Genomic DNA, 17,198 nt, shown 5'->3' on the forward strand with positions numbered 1-17,198 from the left:
CCGGAAGTAGAAGGCACGGCGGCCGAGGCGCCATCAACGGGCGTCGGCCGCCGGCACCTAACCCCCCTTTTGACGCTACTTCGTGTTGACGATCTTGTCCCAGACCTCGGCGTACTGCTGCTTGTACTGTGGCCAGATCTTTTCCTCGGCGACCTTGCGGAACGAGGCGACGTCGGCCTGGTTGACCTTCATGCCCTTGGCCTCGAGGATCTCCTTGGCCTTGGCGTAGCTGTCCACGCTCTCGGTCGCCTCGCGGATCTTCTTCTGCGCCTCCATCCCCACATCCATGATGAGCTTCTGCTGGTCGGCTGGGAGGCTCTTCCAGATGTCGAGATTCATCACCAGCACGCTCGGCCCGTAGTTGTGGTAGGTCATCGAGGCGTACTTCGACACCTCGTAGATCTTCAGCGCGTTGATGTTGACGATCGGCAGGTCGGCGCCGTCGATGACGCCCTGCTGGGCGGCGGGGATGACCTCGCCCCACGGCATGGGGACGGCGCTGGCGCCGAGGCCGTTCACCGTGTCGGCGAACACGCGCCCCTGCTGCACGCGCATCTTCAGGCCCTTGAGGTCGGCCGGGCTGTTGATGGGCCGCTTGTTGTTCCAGAAGTGGCGGAAGCCGTAGTCGTAGAAGAACAGGATCTTGACCTTGTACTTCCTCTGGAACGTCTCGTCGAGATCCTTGCCGATCTGGCCGTTGAACATCGCGTAGGCGTGCTGGTAGTCGCGCACCAGGTAGGGCGTCAGGAAGACGCCCATCTCGGGGAAGACGGTCGAGGCGGCGCCGAGGGGGGTGCCGATGGCGACGTTGCCCGATTTGACGGCGTCCATGATCTCGAGCTCCTTGTTCAGGAGCGTCCCGCCGTGGAAGACCATGTTGATCGAGCCGTTGGAGCGCCGCGTGACCTCCTCGGCCATGAACTTGAGCCCGACGGCGCCCGACTCGGGCGGGGCGAGCAGGTAGGCGAGATCCAGCTTCCTCACCCCCGGCTTGATCTGGCTGGAGACGGAAGAGACGTCGCCGGCGACGGCCACGGCGGCGATGACGACGATGGCAATGAAACCGCGGATCAGTCCTCGCATAGGTCCCCCTCTCGTGATCGACGCCTGAGCGCGTACGGGGCCGGCCCTGCCGCCAGCCTGGTCGCCTCTATAGCGCTCATTTCGCCCCCTGAAGTCAAGTCCGTTCTCGCGCCGGCGCCGATCGCGCCTTGACGAGGGGTTGCGGCGCGGTCTACGATCCCGCGTCATGATGTTGGCCGCGCGCTGGATCGCCGCCGTTCCGCCCTTCTTCGTGACCGTCCTGATGCTGGTCGCCATCGCGGACATGCTGGCCGGCGTCTTCCTCCGTTACGTGATGACCCAGGTGTCCGCCGTCTTTGACCTTCCGAGCATCCGGTTCTTCTGGGTCGAGGAGATCGGCGAGCTCTGCCTCGCCTGGATGTCCTTCGTCGGCGCGGCGATCGGCATCCGGCGCGGCGTCCACTTCTCGGTGCAGATGATCACGGACCGCCTCCCGGCCGGTGCGCGCAAGGCGGTGTTCACCGCGCACTACCTCCTCATCGCGGGGTTCGGCGCGCTGGTCGCGATCTTCGGCTGGCAGGTGGCCGAGCTCAACAGCCAGTCGTTCTCGCCCGCGTTGAACCTCAACCTGCGCTGGCTGTACCTCTCGTCGGTGGTCGGCGGCATCCTCATCGTGATCTACAGCGCGGCGTCCATCGTGGACGGCTGGCGTGGGCGGTGGCCCGCCGTGCCGGGCGCGCCGGTTTCAGGTCCAGAAGGCCACTAGCGTGCTCTTCGGCGCCGTCGGCATCTCGTTCATCGTCCTGGCGGCCCTGTCCATGCCCATCGTCTTCGCGCTTGGCCTCTCGGGCTTCCTGGGGCTTCTCATCGGAAACTTTTCGCTGCAGAAGCTGCCGTCGAGCCTCGTGGCCGGCACCCAGCACTGGGTCCTTCTCGCCATTCCGACGTTCGTCTTCGCCGGCAACCTCATGGAGCGCTGCGGGATGTCCTACGCGCTCGTGGACCTGGCAAGGGTGCTGGTGGGCTGGGTGCGGGGCGGGCTCGGCATGTCGGTGGTGCTCGCCGAGTACTTCTTCTCGGGCATCTCGGGCTCGACCATCGCCGACGTCTCGGCTATCGGCTCCACGATGACGCCGCCGATGCTGCGCGCGGGCTACAAGCCGGAGCATGCCGTCTCACTGGTGGCCTCCGCCACCGCGATGGGCATCCTTGTGCCGCCCTGCATCTTCATGATCGTGCTCGCCCAGATCACCGATACCTCTGTCGTCGGACTCTTCCTCGGCGGCTTCATCCCGGCGGCGGTGACGGCCGCCTGCCTGATGGCGGTGATCTTCGTCCAGGCGCACCGGCTCGGCTGGCCCAAGGACGTGCGCCCGACCTGGCCGCGCTTCGTGAAGGCCGGCAAGGCGTCGCTCGTGCCGCTGGTGGTCCCCATCGTCATCGTGCTGGGGTTCTTCTTTGGGGTGTTCACGGCCACGGAGGCGGGCGCGCTCGTCGCCGCCTACGCCATGGCGGCGGCGCTCTTCTACTATAAGAACGTAAGCTGGCGGGAGATGTTGACGATCGTCTACGAGAGCGCGCTGCTCACGGCGGCCGTCATCTTTCTCCTGGCCGTGGCGAGCGTCTATCAGTTCCTCATGGGCATGCTGGGGGTGCCGCGTATGCTGGGGGAGCTGCTCGGCCCCCTTCAGGGGACGCCGTGGCTCTTCCTCGTGGCCGTGTGTCTCATCGTGATCATGTTCGGCATGGTGCTCGAGGGGCTCCCGGCGGCCGTCATCCTCGTTCCCGTGGTGTTCCCGACCGCCATGCAGATCGGCGTCCACCCGGTGCACTTCAACATCGTGCTCACCGCCGCGGTGGGCATCGGGCTGTTCCTGCCGCCCATCGGCGTCGGGCTCCTCATGGCGCTGCGCTTTGCCAACATCTCCGTCGGGCAGCACTTCCGGGCGTACTGGCCCTACCTCTTGGCGCTGTTCGTCGGCCTGCTGCTCCTCATCCTGTTCCCCGAGATCACGCTGTTCCTGCCCCGCCAGGCCGGCGCCGTCCGCTGAGCCGGCCGCCCGCTGCGCCGTCAGATGAGGCCGTTGTCCCGCAGACCACGGTAGATGACGAGGTGGTCCTGGTCCTGGAGGAGCGGCTTCCGCTTCGCGAACAGGCGACGGTAGACGAGCTCGGTGATCTCCCGCCGTTCCGCCGCGGTGTAGCGGTGCACGTTGGGGTAGAGGAGGATCATCCAGACGACTGACATGAGCGCCCGGAAATCGTCCACGAAGAAGCGGACGCGGTCCGTCTTGGCGAGGATCTCAGCGTTGGCGAAGCGCCGATCCCGCCGGAGCCCGCGCCCGAAGGCGCGCAGGTCCTGGTCGTTCCTGTGGCCGAAGAATTTGCCCGCGAAGTGGTTGTAGAGCCATGTCGTCGTCGCGGGGTTGTCAGCGCTCGAGGACATCAGGACGCAGTGGATGGCCCCCGTCTTCGCCAAGAGGACGTCGAAGACGTTGGACAGGAGCGCTCGCCATCGATCGACGGGGCAGTAGTACAGCGAGTGCTCGAAGGCGATGAGATCGAGGCGCCTGCCGCCGAGGTCATTTCGGAGAAATCGTTCGGTTGCTTCGCGGTCGAGGAAGACCTTCGTGTAGTCGTGGCGGAGCGGGAAGACGTGGGTCAGCGACTGCCGCCGGATCCGCTCGCGGATCACGCCGAGGGCCGCCCGCTCGACGTCGAGCAGGTAGAGCCCGCCGAGGAAATTCGCTTCCAGGATGCGGAACTGGGGCTCTGTGCTGGACCCGACGGACAGCGCGCGCAGCGGGCGGCCGAGCGGGAGCGCCTTCGACAGTGTGCGGAGGACCCGGGCGAGGGTCTCGCCGATGTCCACCTTGTCGCGGCTGTAGCGCGACCAGATCTTGTCCTGCCGTGACATCAGGGCGCGCGACGTGTTCACGCCCTGCCTGATCAGCCGGCCCTCAGAGGCACCCACCTATCCGGCAACCCTGCCGTGGGCCGATTCCGACTGCGTCGGCTGGAGCGAGACGTGGCTGTGCACGCAGAGCCAACGGCCGTCACGGCGCGAGAGGATGAAGGTGGCGCGGCCGGGGCGGGTGAAGGGCTTGCCGTCCGGGCCCGTGGCCTCGGATCGCCAGCCGGCGGCGATCCACGCGGCATCACCGTTCGTGCGGATCTCCGGCCCGGGCTCGAAGGTGAAGCCGCGGATCCGCGGCCAGACATTGCGCCACTGCTCACGCTCGATGTTGTCGAGCCCGTGGACGGCCATGGCCCAGGTGCCGAAGGCGACCGCGTCCTGGGCGAACATGAGTCGGCCCGTGTCGAAGTCCCTCGCGCGGCATGCCGCCTCGAACTCCCGCAGCCAGGTGAGCGCGCCCTGATCGGGTGTGGGCATGGGCCGGATTATGCGCTATCCTGCGCCCATGGAAAAGCTGCCCCCCTTGGGAAAACTGACAGTCGACGCGCTTCGCACGCTGGCAAAGGCGCAGGGCCTGGAGCTCTCCGACGCGGAGCTCGCCACCCTGCTCCCGCTCGTTGAAGCTGGGCGGAACGGGCTTGCCGCCATCCGCGATATCCCGCTCGAGACCGAGCCGGCCTCGCAGTTCCGCATCTTCTGAGCGAAGAGAGGATCTCCGTGAGCGACCTCTGCTGGACCTCCATGACCGAGCTGGCCCGCATGATTGCCACGAAGAAAGTCTCGCCCGTCGAGGTCGTGCGGGCGCATCTCGACCGCATCGCGGCACTGGACGGCAAGCTCAAGTCGTACATCACCGTCCTGGGCGACGCGGCGTTGGCCGCTGCCAAGGTGGCTGAGACCACGGTGACGTCGGGCGCGGCTCTTGGGCCGCTGCACGGCGTGCCCGTGGGCCTCAAGGACCTGTATTGCACCAAGGGCGTCAGGACTACTGGAGGCTCGAAGATCCTCGCGGACTGGGTGCCCGGGGAGGACGCGACCGTGGTCGCTCGCCTCGTGGGCGCCGGGGCCATCGTGCTCGGCAAGCTCAACATGCACGAGTTCGCGTTCGGCCCCGAGGGGCTCAACCCGCACTACGGCACGCCGTGGAATCCGTGGGACGCCAAGACCCACCGCGTCTGCGGCGGGTCCTCGTCGGGCTCGGGCGCCTCGGTGGCGGCCGGCATCTGTCCCGGCGCCCTCGGCTCAGACACGGGCGGCTCGATCCGCATCCCGGCGTCGCTCTGCGGCCTCTCCGGCCTCAAGCCGACCTACGGCCGCGTGAGCCGCGCGGGAGTGCTGCCGCTCGCGTGGTCCATGGACCACGTCGGGCCGATGTGCCGAAGCGCGGCGGACTGCGCCCTTATGCTGGCGCCCATGGCGGGCTACGACCCGCGTGATCCCACGACGAGCGTCTTGCCCGTGCCCGACTACGCGGCCGCGCTCACGGGCCAGCTCAAAGGGCTCCGCGTGGGTATCCTGCGCTCCTTCTTCCTCGAGGGCGCGGCGCCCGCCCAGCAGGCCGCCGTCGAGACCGCGGCCAAGGCGCTCGCGGGGCAGGGCGCGTCCATGGAGGACGTCGACCTCAAGCTGGTCGGCCTCGCTCCGGCGGCGTCGCACGCGGTCCTCGCCCCCGAGGCCTACGCCTACCACGAGGAGTGGCTGAAGACGCGCGCGTCCGAGTACGGCGCGGACGTCCGCGAGAGGCTGCGCGTCGGCGCGTTCGTGACCGGCGCCGAATACCTCAAGGGCCAGCGCCTGCGCACGCTGCTCAAGAACGAGGTGGATGCCGCGCTGGCGAAGCTCGACGTCCTGTTGGGTCCGACGACGCCGATCGAAGCGACCGCCGTCGGGCAGAACGAAGTTCGCATCGGAGACCAGAGCCTGCCGGTGCGGGCCAGCCTGATCCGCTTCACCCGCCCCTTCAACCTCACCGGCCACCCGGCCGCGTCGGTGCCCTGCGGCTTCACGGCCGAGGGGCTGCCGATGGGGCTTCAGATCATCGGCCGTCCCTTCGACGAGGCGACGGTGCTCCGCGTCGCGGACGCCTACCAGCGGCTCACGGACTGGCACACCCGGCGCCCCGCGGCAGCCGCATGATGCGCGCCCGGCAGGCCGCATTCGTGGCGGCCATGGCGATGGGCGCTGCGGCCTGCATGACAGGGGCGCAGACCATGGAGCAGGACCTCGCCTACCAGCGCTTCCAGAAGTGCAGCAAGTGGCCGACCATCGTGCTCCAGCGCATCAATACCGACGGTCGCGTGATCGTCACGGGACGCGAGACGGAGCAGTACCAGTTCCTGGCCTGCATGGCCGAGCAGGGCCGCGAGCAGCAGAAGATCAAGCCCGACCTCGTCGTCCCCGATCCCATCGTCGATCTCCGTCCGCGCTGAGCGGCTCGTGCGATGGACCCGTCCGATCCGGTCAGCCTGCCTATCGAGGACTCGCTCGATCTCCACTCCTTCGTGCCGACGGATGTCCGGCCGGTCGTTGAGGAGTACTTAAAGGAAGCTGCGGCGAGGGGCTTCCGCGAGGTCCGGCTCATCCACGGCCGCGGCATCGGCGTCCAGCGCGCGAGCGTGCAGGGGCTGCTTGCCGGGCATCCTCTGGTGGAGCGCTTCTTCGACGCGCCGCCTGAGCGCGGCGGCTGGGGGGCGACTGTCGTGGTCCTGAAGGTTTAGTCCCGATCCGCGCGGAGTAGGATCATCCGGTCCGTGAAGGACTCGATGCGCCCCCGCTCGATCCTGAAGCCGAAGCCTTCCCGGCAGCGCGCCGGCGCCGCAAGCACGAAGCGTTCGAGGTCGGCCTTGGCCTCCGGGCTCATTCTCATCCGCTCCGTCCACTCCTCCCACTTTCGCACCTTGCTGACCATGCCCTCGTCGATCACCGTCATGCCCGCCGCCTTGAGGAATGCCGCCCACTCCCGCTGGGGCAGTGAGCGCACATGCGAAGGGTCCCGCCGCTTCTCGACCTCGAGAATGAAGGCAGCCAGCTCCCGGTCGTCGTGACCCAGGATATCCTGGAGGAGGAAGGAGCCGCCGGGCCTGAGCACGCGGGCGACTTCCCTGAGGGCGGGCAGGATGGCGGGGAAGTGGTGCGCGGCGATGCGGCACGTCACGACGCCGAACGAGCCATCCCGGAAGGGTAGGGCCTCGACGTCCGACGCCAGGAAGCGGACATTGACCGCACCACCCTTGTCCCGGGCGAAGCCGCGCGCGGCCTCGAGCATCGGCGGCGTCAGGTCGATCGCGATCACGGTGGGCGTGAAGCCGGCGAAGGCGAGCGCCGTGTGGCCGCCGCCCGTCGCGACGTCGAGCACGCGCTCGGCTCCGCGCCGGCGCCCCCACGCGACGAGGCGCTCGAGGTCCTCGCCTCCCGCGTGGCCGGCGCTCGTGACGTAGTCCTGGGCGCTCTGGCCGAACTGCGCCTGAACCTGCGCCTTCTGCCTGTCGCTCACGCGGCGGGGCCCTGCGGACGCTCGGCGACGTGGCGGAAGAGGAAATCCGCGTCGAGGGGCGTCAGGTCGAAGCGCCGGCTGGCCTCGTCCACCAGCTTCACGCGGTCGGCGGCCGGCTGCTCCCGCAGCCGCTCCTCGATCCACGCGACGGCCTGCTTGATCGGCGCTTCGCCCTGGGCCATGGTCGCTACTAGCCGCCCTCCCGCTCGAACTTCGTCTTCCACTCCTTGTTGACGTCTTCGATCCCGGGGATGTGCTTGATGGTGCTCCACGTGGCGCGCGCGGCGCCCCGCATCGCGTACATCAGGGTCTCGCTGATCTCATCCTCGGTGGCGCCGGCTTGCTTCGCAGCCGCGAAGCGTCCGGGCACTCAGGACGTGCAGCCGGCCGCGGCCATGGCGGCCATCGCGACCAGCTGCATGGTCTTGGGGTCGAGCGCGCCTTCCCGATAGTAAACGCCGGCGAATTCCTTCATCGGTCCCATAGGGTTCTCCTTGCAGGTCGTGGTGTAAGGCAGGTACCGCTCACAGGTCGCGCACCAATCGGCGCGCCCGGTCGACGCTCTTCCGGTACGTCTCGAACGAGCTGACCAGCCGCGGCTTCCTTCCCCGCTGCCGGTCGAGGGTGAAGCACGAGAAGGTGATGTCGTGAGCCAGCGGGAAATCACGGTAGAGCATGCCGGCGACCTTCTGCGGCCTCTCCGTGTGCGTGATCTCGAAGGTCTCCGTCTGTCTCAACGGCGGCACCCGCTCGCCGTGCTTGGTGCGTACCCATTTCATGGTACCGCCCAGGAGGTAGGACAGGAAGAGGCTGTCCACCAGCATGGACTCCGTCCACGGGATCTCCTTCTGGTATCCCGCCAAGAAGCGCGCACCCGTGGCCTCGAGGAACTTCCGCGCCGTGTCAGGGGAGACGAAGTCGCATGCGCCGACGATGTAACCCGTCGTCCGGCTCGGCCGGCAGTACCCGATCAGGCTCTCGAGGCGGATGACCTTGTCGCCGAGCCCGGTCAACTTGCGCTGCTCTCCGTGCGACGAGATGTAGCAGACCTGGGTCTTGCGGTGGCGGCGAACCTCCTTGAGCAGCAGGCCCAGGTCGTAGTGGGAGTAGAAGCGGCGGTACACGAGGTTGATGCGGATGCCCTCCCAAGCCAGCGACTGGCGGATGGCCTTGAGGTAGGGCAGCACGGACGGTTCCTCGTTCAGGAGCTTACCCTTGGGATTCCACATCGACTCGAGGACGACCAGGCGCATGGCTAGGACGCCAATGATACCACGCGGAAAAGAGCCGGAAATTGGATGATTCCAGACTCATCCAATTGGTGCTTTACATCGTATCAAGTGTCTGGATAATGGCTGGTACGAGAGCCCCATGAGAATACCGCTCGACCGATCCAAGGACCGCAAGGGACGGCTGCCGCTGGCGCGCCAGATCCAGCTTCACCTGGAGCGGCTGATCACGCAGCGACTGCTCGCGCCGGCCGTGAAGCTGCCCGCGACGCGCGACCTTGCGCGCGACCTCGGCGTGAATCGCACCACGGTGGCGCAGGCCTACGAAGACCTGATCGCGGGCGGCTGGGCACGCGCCCATGTGGGGCAGGGCACCTTCGTCGCCGAGCAGGCGCCCGCCCCGGCCCAGGCCTTGGCGCACGTGCCGCGCTTCGAGTGGACGGGTCACCTCTCCAAGGCCGCACAGATCGTCGCGGCGGACGCGCGCCGCCGCGGCGCCTACAGCCAGATGGCCCGGACGGCCTCGGGCGTGATCTCCTTCGCCGGCGGCATGCCGGACAGCGCCCTCTTCCCGACCGACGCGTTCCGCCGCGTCCTCAACCGCGTCATCCGCGAGGAGGGGCGCGAGCTGCTGCAGTACTATCCGTCGTCCGGCTACCCGCCGCTCCGCCAGTACCTCTCGGGCTATCTCCTCCGCTTCGGGCTCGAGGCGCGCCCCGAGGACATCCTGATCGTCAACGGCACGCAGCAGGGCTTCGATCTGGTCGCGCGCACCCTGCTCGATCCGGGCGACTTTGTGGCCATCGAGCAGCCGTCGTACCCGCGGGCGATGCAGGTCTTCCGCGCGTTCGGCGCGCAGCTCCTGCCGGTGCCGATGGCGGGCGGCGGGCTGTCGGTGGACCACCTGGAGAGGCTGCTCGAACGGCAGGCGCCTAAGCTCCTCTACTGCCAGCCGAGCGCGCACAACCCGACGGGGCTCCACATGCCCGCGGCGGCCCGGCGCCGGCTGCTGGACGTGGCCGCGCGCCACCGCCTGCCCATCGTCGAGGATGGCTTCGACGGAACGCTTTTTTACGGCGAGCGGCCGCCGGTGCCGCTCAAGGCGGCGGATGCCTCGGGGCAGGTGATCTACCTCGGCACTTTCTCCAAGGTTCTCTTCCCGGGTCTCCGACTCGGCTGGATCGTGGCGTCGCCCGAGCTGATCGAGCGGCTCGAGATGGCCAAGCAGCTGGCCGACATCCACACGAGCCCGCTCATCCAGGCCGCCGTCTACCACTTCTGCCGCCAGCGGCTCCTCGACCGTCACCAGGCGCGCGCGCTGCGCGAGTACGCGCGGCGGCGCAACGCGCTCCTGGCCGCCCTTGGCCGCCGCATGCCTGAGGGCGTGAGCTGGACCGAAACGCAGGGCGGCTTCTCGCTGCTGCTCGAGCTGCCCGAGGGGCTCGATGCCGGAGCGCTTCTGCCGCGCGCACTCGAACGCGGGGTCGCCTTCACGCCGGGCAATGCCTTCTTCAGCGACGGCGGCGGCGAGCGGGCGCTGCGACTGTCCTTCTCTGCGGTGCCCTTCGGGCAGATCGAGGAAGGCGTGCGTCGGCTGGCCGACAGCATCCGCGAGGCGCAGCGTCGGCCGGAGCGCGGGATCCGCGAGCGCGGGCCCGCCGTGCCGCTGGTCTAGAGGAGGAACGCGCGTGGATTTCGAAACCCTGGCAGCCCGTGGAGGCCGCGACGTTCCGTCCGCCAGCCGGCCGCTCACGCCGCCGATCTACCAGACCAACGTCTACGTCTTCGAGGACATGGACACGGTCGAGTCGGTGTGGGAGGGCAAGAAGCCCGGCTTCGTCTACGGACGCTACGGCACGGCGAACCACACCATGTTGGAGGATCTCGTGGCCGCGCTAGAGGGCGCCGAGGCGGCCTGCGCCTGCGCCTCGGGCATGGGCGCAACGACGGCGCTGCTCTTCGGGCTTTTCGCGGCGGGCGATCACATCGTGGCGGCGCGCGATCTCTATGGCTCGACCACGGCGTTCCTGGATGACGAAGGGCGCCGGCTCGGCATCGAGACCGTGTTCGTCGACGCCACCGAGCCCGCGGCCCTGCTGGCGGCCCTCCGGCCGAATACCCGCGCGGTGTTCGTCGAGTCGCTCTCGAACCCGCTCCTTCGCCTGGTCGACCTCGAGGCCGTGGCGCCGCACCTCGCGGAGCGGGGAATCGAGCTGATCGTGGACTCCTCCCTGGCCTCGCCCGCCGTAATGCGCCCACTCGAGCACGGGGCAACCATCGTCATGCACAGCCTGACCAAGTTCATCTCGGGGCACGGTGATGTCACCGGCGGCATGGTGCTGGGGCGCAAGGCGGCTATGGATCGCGTCCGCGCCGCGATGATTCGCTCGGGCACGAACCTCGGGCCCTTCGACGCCTGGCTCGCGACTCGCGGGGTCCGGACGTTGAGCGTGCGCGTCGAACGGCAGTCGGCCAATGCGCTCGCGCTGGCCCGCTTCCTCGAAACCCGCCCGGCCGTGAAGCGCGTGTACTATCCGGGGCTCGACTCGCACCCGCAGCGCGCGCTCGCCAAGCGCCTGATGCCCGGCGCGGCTGGGGCCATTCTGTCCGTGGACCTCAAGGGCGGGGCGGTGGCCGTCGAGGGCTTCATGCAGCGCTCCCGACTCATGGAGTTCGCCCCGAGCTTTGCCGACGTGGCGACCACCTGGACGTACCCCGCGCGGACGTCCCACCGACGCGTGTCCGATGAGACGAAGGCTGAGATGGGCATCGGCGCCGGGCTCATTCGGATCTCCGTCGGTCTTGAGAAGGTCGAGGACCTGATCAGCGACGCGAAAGAGGCCCTTGCCTGATGCTGGCGACCGAGCGCGCGACCCTGGTGCGGCCTGTGGTGCTCGAGGGCCGGCACGTGCGGCTCGAGCCGTTGGGCGTCGATCATGCTCGGGACCTGCTCGCCGCAGCGAGCGGCCCGCGCCAGACCTACGGCTTCACCACCGTGCCGGCCGACGAGCCTTCCATGGCTGGCTACATCGAGGCGGCCCTGCGGGATCAGGAGGCGGGCCGGGCGCTGCCCTTCGCGACAGTCGCGAAGGCGACGGGCCGCGTGGTCGGCAGCACGCGCTTCGGCAACATCGAGTTCTGGGCGTGGCCGCCGGGCAGCGCGAACCAGCGCGGCCAGGACGTGCCCGACGCGGTTGAAATCGGCTGGACCTGGCTGGCCGTGGACGTCCAGCGGACGCCGGTCAACACCGAGGCGAAGCTGCTGATGCTCGCCCACGCCTTCGAAACGTGGCGGGTCCACCGCGTGAGCCTCATGACCGACGCGCGCAACGAGCGCTCGCGCCGCGCGATTCTGAGGCTGGGCGCGCGCTTCGACGGCGTCCTGCGGACGGCGCGCCCCGCCTCCGATGGCGGAATTCGCGACACGGCGGCCTTCTCGATCCTGGAGAACGAGTGGCCGGCGGTCAAGACGCAGCTTCACTCACGACTGAACCAGTGAAAGGAGACACTCGCATGGAGCTCGGGACGATGAGGCTCAAGGTCGGGCTGGCGGAGATGCTCAAGGGCGGCGTGATCATGGACGTGACGAACGCCGAGCAGGCCAAGATCGCGGAGGACGCGGGCGCCGTGGCGGTGATGGCGCTCGAGCGCGTCCCGTCGGACATCCGCAAGGATGGCGGCGTGGCGCGCATGTCGCCCGTGAAGAAGATCAAGGAGATCCAGCAGACGGTGTCCATCCCGGTCATGGCCAAGTGCCGCATCGGCCACTTCGTCGAGGCGCAGATTCTCGAGTCATTGGGCGTGGACTTCATCGACGAGTCCGAGGTGCTGACCCCCGCCGACGAGCACTTCCACGTGGACAAGTTCGCCTTCAAGGTGCCCTTCGTCTGTGGCTGCCGTGACCTGGGCGAGGCGCTCAGGCGCATCGGCGAAGGCGCGGCCATGATTCGCACCAAGGGCGAGGCCGGTTCGGGCAACATCGTCGAGGCCGTCCGCCACATGCGGGCTGTCATCTCCGGGATCAAGCGGCTCAAGGCGCTCGCGCCGGAGGAGCTGATGACCGAGGCCAAGAATCTCGGCGCGCCCTACGAGCTGCTGCGGTGGGTTGCCGAGCACGGCAAGCTGCCGGTGCCCAATTTCTCGGCCGGCGGCATCGCGACGCCGGCCGACGCGGCGCTCATGATGCAGCTGGGCGCCGAGGCCGTCTTCGTCGGCTCCGGCATCTTCAAGTCAGCCGATCCGGCGGCGCGCGCCAAGGCCACCGTGCAGGCGACCACCCACTTCAAGGACGCCGACATCCTGGCCAAGGTCTCCGAAGACCTGGGCGACGCCATGCCCGGCATCGAGACCTCCAAGCTCAAGGAGTCCGACCTGTTCCAGACCCGCGGCTGGTAGGCGCCCGTGACTGGTAATCGAATGATGGGCATCCCCAACACCGGGGCGCGTGCATGACCATCGGGGTTCTCGCCCTCCAGGGCGACTTCGACCTGCACGGGAAGGCGCTCGCCCGGATCGGCCACGAGTCGGTCGAGGTGAGGCTGCCGCGCCAGCTCGAGCAGGTGGACGGGCTCATCATGCCCGGGGGTGAGAGCACCACGCTGCTCAAGCTCCTCGACGAGTGGGACTTCGTCCCGGCGCTCGAGAAGTTCCACGCCGCGGGCAAGCCCATCTTCGGCACCTGCGCGGGGCTGATCCTCCTCGCGCGCGAGGTAGAGAGCCCGAAGCAGCCGTCGCTCGGGCTCATCGACATCACGGCCGAGCGCAACGCCTACGGCCGGCAGAAGGAGAGCTTCGAGATGGAGGGGCAGGCCGACCTGGGGCAGGGCCCCCGGCCTCTCAAGATGATCTTCATCCGCGCGCCCCGGATCCGCAGGCTGGGCCCGGTCGTCACACCGCTCGTAATGCATCAGGGGCAGTGCGTCATGGCCCGCCAGGGCACGGTGCTGGTCGCCGCCTTCCACCCCGAGCTGACCGATGACCAGGCTGTGCACCGCTACTTCGCCTCCATGGTCCGGCAGGCCGCAGGGTAGGCCCTGTCTCGCCAGAACCCCGGCACTTCCGGATTGACAGCCTCCGCCCACAGGGCGCATAGTCTGGTCTGACCACCGGACCAACCCTGCGGCGGCACCGGGCGGCAGGCCCGGCCCCAATCGAGCTCGAGGAGGAGCGATGGCGCACTTCACGTGTGAGGTTGTCTACCGCGGTATCTTCCAGAAGAACCTCGCCGCGCGGATCTGCCGCGGCATCGTTCTCTCGTCGCGCAAAGCCGGCAGGTGGGGCATCGCCTTCGGCCGCTACGGCGACAGCCCCCAGCGCAATGGCATTCCCGCCAAGGACTTTGCCATCGTCGCGGACACCCAGGAAGAGCTCGAGCAGAACATGGCGCGCTACGAGCCCAAGGAGGTCGACGTCACGATCTGTGTCGACGACACCCTGTCCAAGGGCGTCGAGTCGTGGGCGTGGTACGGGCTGCAGCCCATCAACCGGCTGACCGTCCCGAACGGCACGGTGCTGATGACGTCGCTCCAGAGTCCCGCGGAACTGCTCAAGGACATCCACAAGAAGGAGACGCCCTACAGCCTGGCGCTGATTCCCGCCAAGGCGTCTTTTTCCGGCCTGTGGGTCTACAAAGAGGATCATACGGAGGCGCGGATCCTGGGCGCCCTCGCCAAGCTCCAGCCGGGCTTCCTCTCGCTCGACGCCGTCTGCGCCGCGATCCAGGAGGCCGAGTGGGGCTCCGAGCTGAAGGTGGCGTCCGCACGCAAGGCCCATGACCGGCTCGAGACGCGCCCGGTCAAGAGCACCGAGGGCAACGGGGAGACGCCGTTCTCCTTCGAGAAGCCCAAGTGGTGGGAGATGCGCGAGGGTGTCACGATCCCGGCCATCCCGCTCGGCAAGCCCATGGAGGGCGGCAAGGGCTACGTGCCCGAGCGCAACCCCTACTTCAAGAAATTCACGACGCGCACCATGCGCCCGGTCATCGACTTCGACAAGTGCGTGAAGTGCACGCTCTGCTGGATCCAGTGCCCCGACTCCTGCTTCGACGTGACGCCCGAGGGTCTCTATGACGCCAACATGGAGTCCTGCTGCGGCTGCGGGGTCTGCGAGGCGGTCTGTCCCGCGAAGGAATGCGTCACCATGGTCAGCGAGGCGGCTTTCGAGGACAACGCCAGCCAGTGGGAGATGTGGCGCAAGGACAAGGGCGCGTACCAGACCTGGATGACCAACAAGATCCACTCGAAGGAGCACATCACGCGCTCGCACGGCTTCCGCTTCCGCGGGCAATATGACCAGGAGATCGAGCAGGACCTGGACCAGGGCGGCATCGACATCACGGCGGGCATCCCGGGCGAGAACGCCGCGGGCAAGCAGCGCTGAGGCGGGGAGGACATCCCAATGGCAGTGGAGACCAAGACACCAGCGGCGAGCAAGGAGGCGTCCGATGACCGCGAGATGCTCATCTCCGGCAGCGAGGCCTGCGCCGAAGCGCTGACACTGGCCGACATCGACGTGGTGACGGCCTATCCGATCCGCCCCTACGACACCGTCATGCAGGCCATCGCGAAGAAGATCGCCAACGGCCTCCTGGTGGCCGAGTACATCGTGGCCGAGGGGGAGCACAGCCAGTTCGAGATAGTCAAGCACGCCTCGACCGTGGGCGCGCGCGTCTTCTGCGGCTCCTCGGGCGTGGGCTGGATGTACGCCATGGAGTGCCTGACGGTGACGCCGCCGCTTCGCGTCCCCATGGTCGCCATGGTCGGCAACCGGGCGCTCGACGACCCGGGCGCCTTCGGCGTCGAGCACAACGACGCGCTGTCCGTGCGCGACCTGGGCTGGATGCTGATCTGGGTGGACACGGCGCAGGAGATGCTCGACACCACGCTCCTTGCCTACCGCATCGCCGAGGACCGGCGCGTCTTCCTGCCGATCGCGATCTCGGCCGACGGCGCCTTTCTGACCCACTCGCAGACGATCGTGCAGGTGCCGACCAGGGCCAAGGTGGACAAGTTCCTGCCGCCCTACAACCGCGGCGATCTGCAGCTGCACCCAGACAACCCGATCACGGTCGCGCCCCAGGCCAACGAGGACTGGGTCATCGAGATCAGGCGCCAGAACAACGAGGCGATGAACCGCGCCTACACGGTGATCGAGGAGGCCTACGCGGATTTCCGCCGCATCTTCGGCCGCGGCCCCGAGAACCCGTGGTTCGAGGAGTACATGACCGAGGACGCCGACGTCATCCTGATGGGCATGGGCACGATCTCGCTGCCGTTCAAGGTCGGCATTCGCAACATGCGGGCCAAAGGGATCAAGGTGGGTCTCATCCGGCCGCGGTGGTTCCGGCCCTTCCCGACAGAGAAGATAGTGGCCGCGCTCCAGCCGGCCAAGGCCATCGGCGTCATCGATCGCGACTACTCCTTCGGCTCGCCCTTCGGCTCGGGCGTGGTCGCCAACGAGATCCGGGCGGCCATGTACAACGCCGAGAAGCGACCGCCGCTCCTGTCCTTCATCTGCGGTCTGGGCGGCCGCGAGGTGACGCTGGAAGACGTCTACAAGGTCACCGACCTCTGCTTCGAGGCGGCGAAGTCAGGCAAGTCTCCGCTCAAAACCCAGTGGCTGGGCGTCAGAGAATAGTGTAGTGCGAGCTGCAGGACGTCGCGGGGCTGGGGCCCCGCCGTCCGAGGCGAGCGAATAAGGAGAGAGCGACATGGCGGAAACGTTCACAAACGCGACGCAGATCCTCGAGCCTTTCCGGGGGGTTAAGAAGGTTACCCTCGAAGAGTACTTCACGTCGGGCCATCGCACCTGCCAGGGGTGTGAGTCGGCGCTCGTGATGAAGCTCATGGTCAAGGCGGCGGGGCCGCGGACCATCGTCCTGGGCGCGACGGGCTGCATGTACGTCGCCAACACGACGTACTACACGACTCCGTGGGTGGTGCCGTGGATGCACACGCAGCTGGGTTCCTCGGGCTCGGCGGCGCTCGGCACGGCCGCGGGCCTCAAGGCGCTCATGACGAAGGGCAAGATGAAGGCCGAGCCCATCAACGTCATCGCCTTCTGCGGCGACGGCGGCGGGGCGGACATGGGCTTGTCGGCGATCTCCGCGACGCTGACGCACCCCGACTACAACGTTCTCATTCTCATGTACGACAACGAGTCGTACGCCAACACCGACATCCAGCTCTCGGGCTCCACGCCCTACGGCGCCAACACCACCTTCAGCCCACCCGGCTCGGTCAAGCGCCTCATCCACACCCGCTGGAAGAAGAACACCGCGGGCATGCTGGCCGCCGGTCACACCGAATGCCGGTACGTGGCCACGGTATGTGCTTCGTACGCCGTCGAGATGATGAACAAGGTCCGTAAGGCCCTGACCATCGGCGGGCCGACCTTCATCCACTCGCTCGATCCCTGCCCGAAGGGCTGGGACTACGACCCGATGCTCTCCCACGAGCTGGGCGAGCTGGCGGTGGAGACCGGCGTCTTCCCGCTCTACGAGGTCGAGGACGGGGTGGTGCGTCACTACGGCAAGACC

Annotated in this window: 22 protein-coding genes; 14 read left to right on the forward strand and 8 right to left on the reverse strand. The window is 68.0% G+C overall.

What is annotated here, in order from left to right:
- Positions 1-75: 75 nt before the first annotated feature.
- Complete coding sequence (locus VGV06_03275) at positions 76-1,083, reverse strand: TRAP transporter substrate-binding protein (GenBank protein HEV2054177.1); 1,008 nt, start codon at positions 1,081-1,083, stop codon at positions 76-78.
- Between the two features lie 166 nt (positions 1,084-1,249).
- On the opposite strand from VGV06_03275, the gene VGV06_03280 reads away from it, so the two are divergent.
- Together VGV06_03280 and VGV06_03285 are read left to right on the forward strand one after the other, a co-directional pair.
- Positions 1,250-1,789, forward strand: a complete 540-nt coding sequence (locus tag VGV06_03280; protein ID HEV2054178.1) for a TRAP transporter small permease — start codon at positions 1,250-1,252, stop codon at positions 1,787-1,789.
- A gap of 1 nt (position 1,790) precedes the next feature.
- On the forward strand, positions 1,791-3,074 hold the full coding sequence (locus VGV06_03285) for a TRAP transporter large permease (protein HEV2054179.1): 1,284 nt from the start codon (positions 1,791-1,793) through the stop codon (positions 3,072-3,074).
- A gap of 20 nt (positions 3,075-3,094) precedes the next feature.
- Here VGV06_03285 and VGV06_03290 read toward each other — a convergent pair whose 3' ends face one another.
- Both VGV06_03290 and VGV06_03295 read right to left on the reverse strand, forming a co-directional pair.
- A complete protein-coding gene (locus tag VGV06_03290) occupies positions 3,095-3,961 on the reverse strand; it encodes a class I SAM-dependent methyltransferase (protein ID HEV2054180.1) in 867 nt (288 codons plus the stop codon).
- A 36-nt stretch (positions 3,962-3,997) separates the two neighbouring features.
- Positions 3,998-4,417 (reverse strand): nuclear transport factor 2 family protein, encoded by a 420-nt coding sequence (locus tag VGV06_03295; protein HEV2054181.1) that lies wholly within the window; start codon positions 4,415-4,417, stop codon positions 3,998-4,000.
- Between the two features lie 28 nt (positions 4,418-4,445).
- Here VGV06_03295 and VGV06_03300 point away from each other — a divergent pair, with 28 nt between their 5' ends.
- From VGV06_03300 to VGV06_03315, 4 genes are read left to right on the forward strand one after another with little or no spacing between them, the layout of a single operon-like run.
- Positions 4,446-4,640 (forward strand): hypothetical protein, encoded by a 195-nt coding sequence (locus VGV06_03300; GenBank protein HEV2054182.1) that lies wholly within the window; start codon positions 4,446-4,448, stop codon positions 4,638-4,640.
- A gap of 17 nt (positions 4,641-4,657) precedes the next feature.
- A complete protein-coding gene (locus VGV06_03305) occupies positions 4,658-6,076 on the forward strand; it encodes an amidase (GenBank protein HEV2054183.1) in 1,419 nt (472 codons plus the stop codon).
- Positions 6,073-6,369 (forward strand): hypothetical protein, encoded by a 297-nt coding sequence (locus tag VGV06_03310; GenBank protein ID HEV2054184.1) that lies wholly within the window; start codon positions 6,073-6,075, stop codon positions 6,367-6,369. Before VGV06_03305 ends, VGV06_03310 begins: the two co-directional genes overlap by 4 nt.
- 12 nt (positions 6,370-6,381) lie before the next feature.
- Positions 6,382-6,657 carry a Smr/MutS family protein gene (locus VGV06_03315; protein ID HEV2054185.1) on the forward strand — a complete coding sequence of 92 codons (276 nt, stop codon included), beginning with the start codon at positions 6,382-6,384 and terminating at the stop codon, positions 6,655-6,657.
- Here the strand turns inward: VGV06_03315 and VGV06_03320 are convergent.
- From VGV06_03320 to VGV06_03340, 5 genes are read right to left on the reverse strand one after another with little or no spacing between them, the layout of a single operon-like run.
- Positions 6,654-7,433, reverse strand: coding sequence for a class I SAM-dependent methyltransferase (locus VGV06_03320; GenBank protein ID HEV2054186.1), 780 nt, complete (start codon positions 7,431-7,433; stop codon positions 6,654-6,656). The two genes, VGV06_03315 and VGV06_03320, sit on opposite strands and share 4 nt — an antisense overlap.
- On the reverse strand, positions 7,430-7,615 hold the full coding sequence (locus VGV06_03325) for a hypothetical protein (protein ID HEV2054187.1): 186 nt from the start codon (positions 7,613-7,615) through the stop codon (positions 7,430-7,432). The genes VGV06_03320 and VGV06_03325 overlap by 4 nt, the downstream gene beginning before the upstream one ends.
- Positions 7,616-7,623: 8 nt before the next feature.
- Entirely contained in the window at positions 7,624-7,803 is a 180-nt protein-coding gene (locus VGV06_03330; GenBank protein HEV2054188.1) for a hypothetical protein, read from the reverse strand.
- The gene (locus VGV06_03335; protein ID HEV2054189.1) at positions 7,804-7,917 is read right to left on the reverse strand and encodes a carboxymuconolactone decarboxylase family protein; all 114 of its coding nucleotides are present in this window, start codon (positions 7,915-7,917) and stop codon (positions 7,804-7,806) included.
- Positions 7,918-7,957: 40 nt separating this feature from the next.
- Entirely contained in the window at positions 7,958-8,686 is a 729-nt protein-coding gene (locus tag VGV06_03340) for a hypothetical protein (protein HEV2054190.1), read from the reverse strand.
- Between the two features lie 118 nt (positions 8,687-8,804).
- Between VGV06_03340 and VGV06_03345 the strand changes: the two genes are divergently transcribed.
- From VGV06_03345 to VGV06_03380, 8 genes are all read left to right on the forward strand, one after another.
- On the forward strand, positions 8,805-10,337 hold the full coding sequence (locus VGV06_03345; protein HEV2054191.1) for a PLP-dependent aminotransferase family protein: 1,533 nt from the start codon (positions 8,805-8,807) through the stop codon (positions 10,335-10,337).
- Between the two features lie 13 nt (positions 10,338-10,350).
- Entirely contained in the window at positions 10,351-11,514 is a 1,164-nt protein-coding gene (locus VGV06_03350; protein ID HEV2054192.1) for a PLP-dependent aspartate aminotransferase family protein, read from the forward strand.
- Entirely contained in the window at positions 11,514-12,161 is a 648-nt protein-coding gene (locus tag VGV06_03355; GenBank protein HEV2054193.1) for a GNAT family protein, read from the forward strand. The genes VGV06_03350 and VGV06_03355 overlap by 1 nt, the downstream gene beginning before the upstream one ends.
- A 14-nt stretch (positions 12,162-12,175) precedes the next feature.
- Positions 12,176-13,057: a pyridoxal 5'-phosphate synthase lyase subunit PdxS gene (gene pdxS / locus VGV06_03360; GenBank protein ID HEV2054194.1), complete on the forward strand. Its 882-nt coding sequence runs from the start codon at positions 12,176-12,178 to the stop codon at positions 13,055-13,057.
- Positions 13,058-13,110: 53 nt separating this feature from the next.
- Positions 13,111-13,692, forward strand: a complete 582-nt coding sequence (gene pdxT / locus VGV06_03365) for a pyridoxal 5'-phosphate synthase glutaminase subunit PdxT (GenBank protein ID HEV2054195.1) — start codon at positions 13,111-13,113, stop codon at positions 13,690-13,692.
- 139 nt (positions 13,693-13,831) lie between these two features.
- Complete coding sequence (locus tag VGV06_03370; GenBank protein HEV2054196.1) at positions 13,832-15,040, forward strand: 4Fe-4S dicluster-binding protein; 1,209 nt, start codon at positions 13,832-13,834, stop codon at positions 15,038-15,040.
- Between the two features lie 18 nt (positions 15,041-15,058).
- On the forward strand, positions 15,059-16,297 hold the full coding sequence (locus VGV06_03375; GenBank protein ID HEV2054197.1) for a pyruvate ferredoxin oxidoreductase: 1,239 nt from the start codon (positions 15,059-15,061) through the stop codon (positions 16,295-16,297).
- 73 nt (positions 16,298-16,370) lie between these two features.
- On the forward strand, positions 16,371-17,198 hold an 828-nt coding region (locus tag VGV06_03380), incomplete at its 3' end, for a thiamine pyrophosphate-dependent enzyme (GenBank protein HEV2054198.1).

Source organism: Candidatus Methylomirabilota bacterium, from assembly GCA_035936835.1.
GTDB lineage: Bacteria > Methylomirabilota > Methylomirabilia > Rokubacteriales > CSP1-6 > AR37.

Excerpts from the sequence above, each read along its gene's own strand:
- VGV06_03275 (HEV2054177.1), bottom strand. The coding sequence starts at position 1,083 with ATGCGAGGACTGATCCGCGGTTTCATTGCCATCGTCGTCATCGCCGCC.
- VGV06_03280 (HEV2054178.1), top strand. The coding sequence starts at position 1,250 with ATGATGTTGGCCGCGCGCTGGATCGCCGCCGTTCCGCCCTTCTTCGTG.
- VGV06_03295 (HEV2054181.1), bottom strand. The coding sequence starts at position 4,417 with ATGCCCACACCCGATCAGGGCGCGCTCACCTGGCTGCGGGAGTTCGAG.
- VGV06_03300 (HEV2054182.1), top strand. The coding sequence starts at position 4,446 with ATGGAAAAGCTGCCCCCCTTGGGAAAACTGACAGTCGACGCGCTTCGC.
- VGV06_03310 (HEV2054184.1), top strand. The coding sequence starts at position 6,073 with ATGATGCGCGCCCGGCAGGCCGCATTCGTGGCGGCCATGGCGATGGGC.
- VGV06_03315 (HEV2054185.1), top strand. The coding sequence starts at position 6,382 with ATGGACCCGTCCGATCCGGTCAGCCTGCCTATCGAGGACTCGCTCGAT.
- VGV06_03325 (HEV2054187.1), bottom strand. The coding sequence starts at position 7,615 with ATGGCCCAGGGCGAAGCGCCGATCAAGCAGGCCGTCGCGTGGATCGAG.
- VGV06_03335 (HEV2054189.1), bottom strand. The coding sequence starts at position 7,917 with ATGGGACCGATGAAGGAATTCGCCGGCGTTTACTATCGGGAAGGCGCG.
- VGV06_03340 (HEV2054190.1), bottom strand. The coding sequence starts at position 8,686 with ATGCGCCTGGTCGTCCTCGAGTCGATGTGGAATCCCAAGGGTAAGCTC.
- VGV06_03345 (HEV2054191.1), top strand. The coding sequence starts at position 8,805 with ATGAGAATACCGCTCGACCGATCCAAGGACCGCAAGGGACGGCTGCCG.
- VGV06_03355 (HEV2054193.1), top strand. The coding sequence starts at position 11,514 with ATGCTGGCGACCGAGCGCGCGACCCTGGTGCGGCCTGTGGTGCTCGAG.
- pdxS (HEV2054194.1), top strand. The coding sequence starts at position 12,176 with ATGGAGCTCGGGACGATGAGGCTCAAGGTCGGGCTGGCGGAGATGCTC.
- pdxT (HEV2054195.1), top strand. The coding sequence starts at position 13,111 with ATGACCATCGGGGTTCTCGCCCTCCAGGGCGACTTCGACCTGCACGGG.
- VGV06_03370 (HEV2054196.1), top strand. The coding sequence starts at position 13,832 with ATGGCGCACTTCACGTGTGAGGTTGTCTACCGCGGTATCTTCCAGAAG.
- VGV06_03375 (HEV2054197.1), top strand. The coding sequence starts at position 15,059 with ATGGCAGTGGAGACCAAGACACCAGCGGCGAGCAAGGAGGCGTCCGAT.